The sequence below is a fragment of the Sulfitobacter indolifex genome (assembly GCF_022788655.1).
GTDB classification, from domain to species: Bacteria; Pseudomonadota; Alphaproteobacteria; order Rhodobacterales; family Rhodobacteraceae; genus Sulfitobacter; species Sulfitobacter indolifex.
Map to the genome: position 1 here is coordinate 640,059 of NZ_CP084951.1, position 10,240 is coordinate 650,298.

A 10,240-nucleotide genomic window follows, 5' to 3' on the forward strand; every position below is an offset into this window, starting at 1 on the left:
ATGCTGGCGGCAACATAAACCAGCCTTTATCAGGGCCATGTCAGGCTTGCCAGATCAAGCGCGCCTTTCAGGAGGATATGATATGCCGTACCGCGCCGCCGTGGATGATTACCGTTTTCTGATTGAGGACGTACTGGATTTCGCAACGCTCCGCAGCACCGACCGTTTCTCTGAAGCCAGCGAAGACGTCACCGGGGCGATCCTTTCTGAGGCCGGGCGGCTGTGCGATGACGTGCTAGCCCCCCTGCAACGGGGTGGCGATCTGCATCCTGCAAAGCTGGAGAACGGCGTCGTGCGCACCTCGCCGGGGTTTGCAGAGGGCTATGCCGCGATTGCCGAGGGTGGCTGGATCGGCATGTCCGCGGACCCGGAGTTCGGCGGCATGGGCCTGCCGATGACCCTGACCAGCGCCGTGAACGAGATGATGAGCGGTGCTTGCCTGTCTTTGCAGCTCGCCCCTTTGATGAGCCAAGGCCAGATTGAAGCGCTGGAGCATCATGCCTCGGACGCGATTAAAAACCTCTACCTGCCCAAGCTGATCAGCGGCGAATGGACCGGTACGATGAACCTGACCGAGCCGCAGGCCGGGTCGGACGTCGGCGCGCTCAGCAGCCGGGCAGAGGACAATGGCGACGGGACCTATGCGGTCTCGGGCCAGAAAATCTATATCTCTTGGGGCGACAATGATTTTGCGGGCAATGTCTGCCATCTCGTCCTCGCGCGTTTGCCGGGCGCACCTGCGGGGACCAAGGGGATCAGTTTGTTCCTTGTGCCGAAGTTCATCCCCGATGAGAATGGGGAGCCGGGCCAGCGCAATGGCGTCAGCGTTGTCAGCCTTGAGCATAAGATGGGCCTGCACGGCTCGCCCACCGCGGTGATGCAATATGACAAGGCCACCGGTTGGATGATTGGCCGCGAGGGCGGCGGCATGGCGGCGATGTTCACCATGATGAACAACGCCCGGCTTGGCGTGGGTGAACAGGGGATCGGTGCGGCGGAAGGGGCGTATCAACTGGCGCTCGACTATGCGCTGGAGCGCAAGCAGGGCCGATCGCCCGTTGAAAGTGGCACTGGCACGATCGTGGATCATGCCGATGTGCGCCGGATGCTGCTGAGCATGAAGGCCGATATCTTTGCCTCCCGCGCCATCGCGCTCAGCTGTGCCTATGCCAGCGATATGGCACGCGCCGGGCAAGGCGACGAATGGGCGGCGCGGGCGGCGTTTCTGACGCCGATCACCAAGGCTTTTGGCACCGATGTGGGCATGAGCGTTGCCGAGATGGGCGTGCAGGTCCATGGCGGCATGGGCTTTATCGAGGAAACCGGCGCCGCGCAGTTCAGCCGCGATGTGCGCGTCACGGCGATCTACGAGGGCACCAACGGCATTCAGGCGATGGACCTTGTGGGCCGTAAGATGATGGACGGCGGTGAGGCGGCGAACCGGTTGCTGGACGAGATCGAAGCCGATGCCGAGACCGCGCGAGACCCGTTCCCGCGCATGGCCGATGCCGTCTGGCAGGCCAGCGAAACCCTGCGCGAGGCGACCGAATGGATCACCGCGCAAAAGGACATGAACCAGCGCTTTGCCGGTGCCGTGCCCTACCTGCGCGCCTTTGCCCGTGTGCTGGGCGGGCAATTGCATCTGCAAGCCGCGATGGCCGAGAAAGCCGCAGGCGGCAGCGGCGCGCGGGAGAAGCTGGCGCGCTTCTATATCCAGCGTCTGTTGCCCGAGCATCAGGGCCTGCTGGCCCATGCGCAGACCGGGGCAGAGGACCTCTATGCACTCGACGTCGAAGACCTGAGAAGCTGATGACAGAGCAGGCCACCCTCTCCGCCACCACGCCGAAACCGCCCAAGGGGCTGCGCACCCCCTGGGAAGTGCCGCCCGCCGAGGGCGAGGCGATCGAGGTGGCGCCGGGGGTGCTCTGGTTCCGCCTGCCGCTGCCGATGAAGCTGGATCACGTCAATGTCTACGCGCTGGACGAGGGCGACAGTTGGACGGTGATCGACACGGGCTTTGCTTCGCGCCGGGGTAAAGACATCTGGCGGGGGCTGATGGCCGGACCGCTCGGCGGCAAGCCGATTTCGCGCGTTGTCGTGACCCATCATCACCCCGATCACATCGGCCTAGCAGGCTGGTTGCAGACGGAGTTTGGCGCAGAGCTGGTCACCACCCGTACCGCCTGGCTCACCGCGCGCATGCTGACGTTGGATGTTCAAGAGGTGCCTCTTGCCGAATCCCTGTTGTTTTACCGCAAAGCGGGCATGGCGGCGGCGCTTTACGAAAAACGCGCCAGTGAGCGGCCCTTTAATTTTTCCGACGTGGTGGCCCCTCTGCCGCTTGGTTTTACCCGCATCCGCCAAGACGATGTAATCCGCATGGGTGGGCGCGATTGGGAGGTGCATATCGGCAATGGCCACGCCCCCGAACACGCGACCTTCTGGAGCCGGGATGACAATCTGGTGATCGCAGGCGATCAAATCCTGTCTTCGATCAGCCCTAACATCGGCGTTTACCCGACCGAACCGATGGCCGATCCGATTGGGGAGTGGCTGGAAGCCTGCGAGCGTTTCCTTCCGCTCGCGCGCGAAGATCATCTGGTGCTCGGGGGGCATAAACTGCCCTTCACCGGTCTGCCGACGCGCCTGAAACAGCTGATCGAAAATCATCACTCTGCGCTGCGCCGCCTGTTGACCCATATCGACACGCCGAAATCAGCCTCGGAATGTTTTGGATTGCTGTTCAAACGCAACATTGGCGAGGCGGAATATGGCCTAGCGCTGGTTGAAGCCGTCGCTCATCTAAGCCACCTTTACCAAGCCGGAGAGGCCACGCGCGCGTTGCGCGAAGCCGACGGCGCTTGGGTGTATCAGCGCAGGGGGTGAGCGATGGGTGATGAAGTGGAAACAGCCGCCGAGGCCTATGAAGCCGCGGCATTACCGCGCATGCATGACGTGCATACGGACCCGGAGCAGCCCAAATCAGGCGACCAGCCGCTGCCGCAATCGATGATTGCCAGACCGGTAAAGCAAAAATCCCCGGCTCAATGGGCCTATGAGCGCGTGATACTTTACCTCAAGAATTTTGAGGAAAAGCTCGACAATGATCACGAGGCGGCGATGGGCTTTGCCGGGGGCGATGCGGGCGTGCTTCGGATCGAGGGAATGGGGTATTTCGACCCAGATATCATTACATTCTATGGCGTTGATCCGGCAGGGGCGCGGGCGCAATTGGTGCAGCATGTGGGGCAGTTGAATGTGATGCTCCGGGCCTTGCCAAAGAAGGTGCCCGATGCCGCGCCGCAACGGATCGGGTTTCGATTGGTCGCCGATCTAGAGGACACTTGATCGAAAAGGAATCCTCTGGGTGCAGACACGCGAGGGATTCCCCTATAACGCGCAGTTATGCGTAATGCTAGTATGGTATTCTGATGTCTATCCCCTCGTGACAGCGTGAAACGAATAGGTTAATCAGCGCCAACAAGTTGTTTTAGGGAGACGAAAATGGCTGAACATGAACATGGCAGCATGGATTACGATGCTCAGGAAAAGACCTTTGACGGGTTCATGACCTTTGTGACACGCAGCGTCGTTGCCATCCTCGCGATTTTGGTTCTGCTGGCACTCTTTGCCGGTTGATTGCTTCGTACTCCTGTCCAAGAGGGTGAGTCTTTGAAATCTCTCTTGACTACGATCGTACTGGTGGGCGTTCTGGCTGGCTGTTCGGTGGATCAAAGCCCCGATAGCCCGCCCGATGTCGTCGCGCGTGCAGCCTATCGCTCGCCCGAGCCGCCGTCCCTCACATTGATGACCATGGTGAACAACCGGACCGGCAGTGGCGGCCATACCGCGCTGATGGTGAACGGGTCTCAACGTGTAATCTTTGATCCCGCCGGGTCATTCCGGGACGCGCGGATGGCCGAGCGGGGCGATGTGCTCTATGGCGTGACCCCTGGGTGGTTGCAGGCCTATAAATCTGCCCATGCCCGCAGCACCTTTCATGTGGTCAGTCAGGAAATCCCTGTCAGCCCCGAAGTGGCCGAACGGGCGCTTCAGTTGGTGACGTCCAACGGGGCGGTGCCCGGCGCCTTTTGCGCCAATGCCACCAGCGGTATTCTTAGCCAAATCCCCGGTTTTCAGAACGTCGGCTCGACCTTCTATCCCGTCAAACTGCAAGAGCGGTTTGAGACCCTGCCGGGCGTGACCACGACGAAATATTACGAAGATGATGAGGGCGACGTGATCGACGCCCTGCGTGCGGCGCAACTGGCCCGCCAGTAGCGCCCGCGCTTACCCCACCAGATAGAGCAAGCCATAAAGCGCCACGGCCCCAGACAGGATCGCGGCGAGGACATTCTTGGTCACAAGCCCCACACCCAGCGTGACCACCGCCGCAGTCACGCGCGGCAGATCAAACTGCCCGTCCGTCCCCGAAGGCCAAAGCACCTGCGGCGCCACCAGCGCGGGCAGGATCGCCACGGCGGTATAGCGCAGGTGCCGCAACAGCCACGCAGGCATCTGCTTGTTGCCCACCAGCCCGGTAAAAACGAAACGCAGGAAAAAGCTGCCCAGACCAAGACCGATGATCACGATCCAAAGTGCGGTTTTATCGATCATCGTGCCGTGCTCCCGGGTTTGCGCCGTTCCATCCACGCCTCAACCTGCGCGCCGGTGATCATGCCAGCAAGCCCTGCAATGATCAGCCCAAGAGCATAGGGCACATCGACGGCGATCAAGCTTACGATCACCGCAACCAGTGCTGCGGCAACATGCGCCACGGTGCGGAACATCGGCGCGATCATGGCAAGGAAGGTGATCGGAATTGCAAAATCCAGCGCCCAACTGTCTGGCACATTTGAGCCGACCATCGCACCGACCAGCGTGAAGATATACCAAAGTGGTACGATCGGGGTCACGGTCCCAAAGAAATAGGCCATCCGCTGCGGCACCGTCATCTGCGGATCACGCTCGTATTGGGTCATGGACGCGACATAGGATTGATCCACCGTCATATAAGCCGCCAGCGCCCGCTGCCAGACTGGCGCGCTGCCGATCCAAGGGGTGAGAGAGGCCGAATACATCGCCATGCGCAGGTTCACCGCCAGCGCTGAGGCCAGCACAATCGCCGTCGGCACATCTTCTTGCAGCAGTTGCAGGGCCGTGAACTGCGCGGCCCCCGCAATCACCACGATGGAGAAGGTCAGCGTCTCAAAGACGTTCAGCCCGGCTTCGGTGGCCAAGAGGCCAAAGAGTGAGGCAAAGGGGATGATTACCAACACGAAAGGCAATGCATCAACGATACCTTTGCGATAGGCGGATTTGGTGGTGGTGATGGCCATGACGAACTCTTAAATATAATGTCAAAGGCTTAGACCTAACCGGAAGGGGATACAATTGGCCCGAGACAATGAACTTAGCAATTACCTGATCGCCCCCGATCCGAGTGCTGTTCGACTGACCCGCAATGTCTCTGGCGTGGATCACACCGGGGCGGAGGTGGCGATCAATGTGGTCGAAGAGCGCCCGCTGACGATATTCCTTAACCGGCAAGAGATCGTGACCGCGATGACGATTGGCGACTATCCAGCCTATCTGGCGCTCGGTTTTCTGCGCAATCAGGGGATGCTGCGCCCGGACGAAGAGATCACCGGCGTCGACTATGACGAAGAGCTTGAGACCGTCGTTGTCCGCACCAAACGCGCGACCGACTACGAAGACAAGATGCAGCGCAAGACCCGCACCAGCGGTTGTGCTGTGGGCACTGTCTTTGGTGATATGATGGAGGGGCTGGCGGATGTGCGCCTTCCTGATACGCCGGTGCGCACCTCGGACCTCTATGCGCTGGCGGCCAAGATCAACCGCACGCCGAGCCTTTATCTTGAGGCTGGAGCGATCCATGGCACGGTGCTCTGCCAAGGCGACCGGCCACTCGTTTATATGGAAGACGTAGGCCGCCACAATGCGGTCGACAAAATCGCCGGTTGGATGCTCTCTGAAGGCGTGGGGGCCGAGGATAAGGTGCTCTATACCACTGGGCGGCTGACGTCTGAAATGGTGATCAAGACGGCGATGATGGGCATTCCGGTGCTGGCGTCACGCTCGGGCTTCACCGCTTGGGGGGTGGAGATTGCGCAGCAGGTCAATCTCACACTCATCGGACGGATGCGCGGGCAGCGGTTCACCTGTTTGGCAGGAGAAAGCCGGTTGATCCGCGACGCAGACCCCGCCAGCGTGGCCGACGAGCCGCGTAAAAGTGGCCGCAAGGGCGCGAAGGAATAATAATATGAAACAACCACTTGGCGTCATTCTGGCGGGCGGGCAGGCGACCCGTATGGGCGGTGGCGACAAGGGGCTGCTGCCGCTGGGGCAGGGCACTTTGCTGTCGTCGGTGATTGACCGGCTTGAGCCGCAGGTCGCTGGGCTCGCGCTTAATGCCAATGGCGATGCGGCGCGTTTTTCTGATCTGGGTCTGCCGGTGCTGGCTGACAGTATTGAGGGTTTCGCCGGACCGCTCGCGGGCGTGCTCGCCGGGTTGGATTGGGCGGCGGAGCAGGGGGCGGAGACGATCGTCACCGCTGCTGCCGACACGCCTTTCTTTCCCTGCGATTTGGTGCCGCGTCTCTTGCTCGCCGCCGATGGCATGACCCACCCGCTCGCTTTGGCGGCAACCTCAGACGCCAAACGCGGCAGCGCCCGGCATCCGACCTTCGGCCTCTGGCCAGTGGCCCTGCGCGATGATCTGCGCGCGGCTCTGCAGGGCGGGCTGCGCAAGGTGGTGCTTTGGACGCAGGCGCATGACGGGCGCGAGGCGATGTTCCCGGAGGAGGCGGCGTTCTTCAACGTGAACACGCCCGAGGATTTGGCGAAAGCAGAGGCGATGGCATGAGAGTTTACGGTGTCGTCGGCTGGAAGAACGCGGGCAAGACGGGATTGATGGAACGGCTCGTGGCCGAAATCACGGGCCGTGGTTTCACCGTCTCCACAGTCAAACATGCCCATCACACCTTCGACGTTGACCACCCCGGCAAAGACAGCCACCGTCACCGCGTTGCTGGCGCACGTGAAGTGTTGCTGGCCTCGGGCGCGCGTTTTGCTCTGATGCACGAGTTGCGCGGCGCAGAGGAGCCACCTCTGGAGGCTCAGCTTGCGCGGCTCTCGCCCGTCGATCTGGTGCTGATCGAAGGCTACAAACGCGACAGCCACCCCAAAGTCGAAGCGCATCGGGCGGAAACCGGAAACGCTCTGATCGCGCCGGATGACCCGACTGTGCGCGCCGTCGCGAGTGATGTGGCGCTGCAGCTGGATCGGCCTGTGTTCGATCTGAATGACACCAAGGCGATTGCCGATTTCATCCTGCGCGAAGTGGGTCTGATCGCGGCCCCTTCGAAGCCCGACACCGCCTCGCCGCCACCGCTGCGCAACGATTGTTTTGCCCTCCCACCCGGCGTGCATTGGACCCCGGTGAACGACGCGCTGGACCTGTTGAAAAATCGCCTCCACCCGGTGACGGGGGCGGAAATCCTTCCCGCTGCCAATGCCGGTGGGCGCATCTTGGCGCAAGACGTCACCGCCATCCGCGCCAACCCGCCGTTGCCCAATACGGCAGTCGATGGCTATGGCTTTGCCGGGGCGCGCGGCGAGGGGCTGCATGAAATGCCGCTTATGTCGGGGCGTGCGGCGGCAGGAGATCGTCCGGGGGCCGTGCCCACGGGGCAGGCGATCCGCGTGCTGACCGGGGCTGCACTGCCCAAAGGGGTCGACACCGTAATCTTGCAAGAGGATGTCACTGCCGAGGGCGGCATGCTGCGGTTCAACGGGCCGGTGAGGCAGGGCGCAAATACCCGCAAAGCCGGGGAAGACGTGCAGGCGGGCGATATGATCCTCGCGGCAGGTACGCGCGTTGGCCCGGCGGAGCTGGCGCTGTTGGCGGCGGCGGGCGTGGCGGAGGTGAGCCTGCGCAAGCGGTTGAAGGTGGGGGTGATCTCCACCGGCGACGAGTTGGTCGAGATGGGCGAGACGGCCCGCGATGGGCAGATTTACGACGCCAATCGCCCCATGTTGCTGCAACTCGCGGCGGACTTCGGCCATGAGGCGGTTGATCTAGGCCGTGTGGCCGATGACCGCGCGGCGCTGCGCGCAAGGCTCGACGCGGCGGCAGAGCAGGTGGATGTGATCCTCACCAGTGGCGGCGCGTCGGCGGGGGACGAAGATCACGTTTCGGCCCTGCTGGCCGAGGCGGGGGCGATGCAGCTGTGGCGAATTGCGGTGAAGCCGGGGCGGCCTTTAGCGCTCGGATTGTGGCAGGGGGTGCCGGTCTTTGGCCTGCCGGGCAACCCGGTGGCGGCAATGGTTTGTTCGCTGATCTTTGCACGCCCTGCGATGGCTTTGCTCGCCGGGCGCGGCTGGCAGGAACCTCAGGGTTTTGATGTGCCCGCGGCGTTCGACAAACGCAAAAAGGCCGGGCGGCGTGAATACCTGCGCGCGCGGATGCGCGATGGCCGGGCGGAGGTTTTTGCCTCAGAAGGATCGGGCCGCATCAGCGGGCTAAGCTGGGCCGAAGGGCTGGTCGAATTGGACGAAGCCGCCCGCGATATCAAGCCGGGCGACACCGTGCGGTTTATCCCTTACGGCAGTTTTACCAGCTAAGGCCGCGCCTCAATCGAACGTCCCCGCACATCGGCCCAGCAACATGAAGGCACGGGCGGTGCGGGTGTCGGCGAGTGACGAGATTTCCTCATCCGTTGCCTGCTTTTCGAACTCCGCAAAGGTTCGGTCAAACCGCCGCAGGAAGTGATGCGCCGCATCGCGGAAGATCGGGTCTTGTCGCATCCGCGCATTGGCGAGCGCCAAGGATGATCGATCCCGGATGCCGCCCAAAGGCGCGATCGTGCGGCCCCGCGCACCGTTTGCGAACTGACGCCAAACCTCGGGGCGGGCTCGGTCGGGGCGCAGGTCGTCCATGTAAATGCCGTCTTGGCTCAGCAGGGTCAGCACATCCTGCGCGGCCTGCACCAGCTGCGCGGCGGAGCGGTCTTTTAGCGCGCGGCGCAGCGCGTTGAACCCGGCCTGATCTTCCGCCGTTTCGGGGAAATTCAGCGCACGGGTGAAATCCTCGGCAGAGAGTGGCTGCGCACTGTCACTCGCTTGCGTGCCAAGCGCCAGCGTGGGTTGGTCTTCGGCGGCGGGTGGCGTCGGCGCGGCGGCAGGGGTGACCGGGCGCGAAGGCCCGTCGCGACCCTGAAGCCCGGCCAGCGCGATCTCGGTCTTGCGCGCACTGGCGGCGAGTTCATCCAGCTTGCGCGCAATGCTGTTTTCGCCCGCAGGTTTGTTGCCCTGCTGTTGCGAGAGATAGGAATGTCGGATCGCGTCGATCGCGGCTTGAAGACGTTGGCTTTCCTCACGCATGACTCGTCCGGCGCGGGCGGCGGTGGCCCCGACCCAGATCATTGCGACCGGCATAATCACCACCAGAAGGATCAACAGCCCGCGCAGCCCACCGTCATTGGCACCTTCCGGCACCTCGGCGGCGATGAAGGTGAAATAGCCCGCCGTGCCAAGCAGCCAAAGCGCTGAGAGCGCACCCGCGATGATTTCAATCTCGGTGATGCTGCTGCCTTTGGATCGGTCATAGAGACCGATCGGTGCGGGCCGTGCGGCACCTTCCCCGCTGCGCGGGGCGCGGGGGGGATGATGACCGGATGCGGAAGTGTCGGGGTCTGCCATGTCAGCCTTCCCGTTCAAGCGTAGACGATCTTGAGAACCTCATAGGACTTCTGCCCCCCGGGGGTGCGCACCTCAACGGAATCACCTTCGTCTTTGCCAATCAGCGCACGGGCAATGGGCGACTTGATGTTCAAAAGACCCTTTTCGATGTTGGCCTCATATTCGCCAACGATCTGATAGGTCTTCTCTTCTTCGGTGTCTTCATCGACCAGCGTCACCGTAGCGCCGAACTTGATCGAGCCCGATAGTTTCTTGGGGTCAATCACATCCGCGAGCGAGATCACGCCCTCAAGTTCTTTGATGCGGCCTTCGATGAACGACTGCTTTTCCTTGGCGGAATGATACTCGGCATTTTCCGACAGGTCACCATGTTCGCGCGCTTCGGCGATAGCCTTGATGATGGCGGGCCGTTCAACCGATTTCAGGTGCTTAAGTTCGACTTCGAGCGCGGTGTGACCGTCGCGGGTCATCGGGATCTTTTCCATGGCGGTGTGCCTACATAATGAGGGCCGCACCC

General features: G+C 62.3%; 12 protein-coding genes. 8 read left to right on the top strand and 4 right to left on the bottom strand.

Annotated elements, in window-relative coordinates; all coding sequences use genetic code 11:
- The first annotated feature begins 82 nt into the window (after positions 1–82).
- From DSM14862_RS03115 to DSM14862_RS03135, 5 genes are all read left to right on the top strand, one after another.
- Positions 83–1,810, top strand: coding sequence for an acyl-CoA dehydrogenase (locus DSM14862_RS03115; RefSeq protein WP_007118956.1), 1,728 nt, complete (start codon positions 83–85; stop codon positions 1,808–1,810).
- Entirely contained in the window at positions 1,810–2,886 is a 1,077-nt protein-coding gene (locus DSM14862_RS03120; RefSeq protein ID WP_007118957.1) for an MBL fold metallo-hydrolase, read from the top strand. Before DSM14862_RS03115 ends, DSM14862_RS03120 begins: the two co-directional genes overlap by 1 nt.
- A gap of 3 nt (positions 2,887–2,889) precedes the next feature.
- Positions 2,890–3,348 carry a DUF6173 family protein gene (locus DSM14862_RS03125; protein WP_007118958.1) on the top strand — a complete coding sequence of 153 codons (459 nt, stop codon included), beginning with the start codon at positions 2,890–2,892 and terminating at the stop codon, positions 3,346–3,348.
- Positions 3,349–3,504: 156 nt separating this feature from the next.
- A complete protein-coding gene (locus DSM14862_RS03130; protein ID WP_007118959.1) occupies positions 3,505–3,639 on the top strand; it encodes an aa3-type cytochrome c oxidase subunit IV in 135 nt (44 codons plus the stop codon).
- Positions 3,640–3,672: 33 nt separating this feature from the next.
- On the top strand, positions 3,673–4,281 hold the full coding sequence (locus DSM14862_RS03135) for a hypothetical protein (protein WP_007118960.1): 609 nt from the start codon (positions 3,673–3,675) through the stop codon (positions 4,279–4,281).
- 9 nt (positions 4,282–4,290) lie between these two features.
- Here DSM14862_RS03135 and DSM14862_RS03140 read toward each other — a convergent pair whose 3' ends face one another.
- Together DSM14862_RS03140 and DSM14862_RS03145 are read right to left on the bottom strand one after the other, a co-directional pair.
- On the bottom strand, positions 4,291–4,617 hold the full coding sequence (locus DSM14862_RS03140) for an AzlD domain-containing protein (protein WP_007118961.1): 327 nt from the start codon (positions 4,615–4,617) through the stop codon (positions 4,291–4,293).
- On the bottom strand, positions 4,614–5,339 hold the full coding sequence (locus DSM14862_RS03145) for an AzlC family ABC transporter permease (RefSeq protein WP_007118962.1): 726 nt from the start codon (positions 5,337–5,339) through the stop codon (positions 4,614–4,616). Before DSM14862_RS03145 ends, DSM14862_RS03140 begins: the two co-directional genes overlap by 4 nt.
- 49 nt (positions 5,340–5,388) lie before the next feature.
- On the opposite strand from DSM14862_RS03145, the gene DSM14862_RS03150 reads away from it, so the two are divergent.
- The 3 genes from DSM14862_RS03150 to DSM14862_RS03160 are packed head-to-tail and all read left to right on the top strand — an operon-like array spanning position 5,389 to position 8,646.
- Positions 5,389–6,279 carry a formate dehydrogenase accessory sulfurtransferase FdhD gene (locus DSM14862_RS03150; protein ID WP_040700505.1) on the top strand — a complete coding sequence of 297 codons (891 nt, stop codon included), beginning with the start codon at positions 5,389–5,391 and terminating at the stop codon, positions 6,277–6,279.
- Between the two features lie 4 nt (positions 6,280–6,283).
- Positions 6,284–6,886 (top strand): molybdenum cofactor guanylyltransferase MobA, encoded by a 603-nt coding sequence (gene mobA, locus DSM14862_RS03155; RefSeq protein WP_007118964.1) that lies wholly within the window; start codon positions 6,284–6,286, stop codon positions 6,884–6,886.
- The gene (locus DSM14862_RS03160) at positions 6,883–8,646 is read left to right on the top strand and encodes a bifunctional molybdopterin-guanine dinucleotide biosynthesis adaptor protein MobB/molybdopterin molybdotransferase MoeA (protein WP_007118965.1); all 1,764 of its coding nucleotides are present in this window, start codon (positions 6,883–6,885) and stop codon (positions 8,644–8,646) included. The genes mobA and DSM14862_RS03160 overlap by 4 nt, the downstream gene beginning before the upstream one ends.
- 9 nt (positions 8,647–8,655) lie before the next feature.
- On the opposite strand, the gene DSM14862_RS03165 is transcribed toward DSM14862_RS03160, so the two are convergent.
- Complete coding sequence (locus DSM14862_RS03165) at positions 8,656–9,723, bottom strand: hypothetical protein (protein ID WP_007118966.1); 1,068 nt, start codon at positions 9,721–9,723, stop codon at positions 8,656–8,658.
- Between the two features lie 14 nt (positions 9,724–9,737).
- Complete coding sequence (greA, locus tag DSM14862_RS03170) at positions 9,738–10,208, bottom strand: transcription elongation factor GreA (RefSeq protein WP_007118967.1); 471 nt, start codon at positions 10,206–10,208, stop codon at positions 9,738–9,740.
- Between the last annotated feature and the right edge of the window lie 32 nt (positions 10,209–10,240).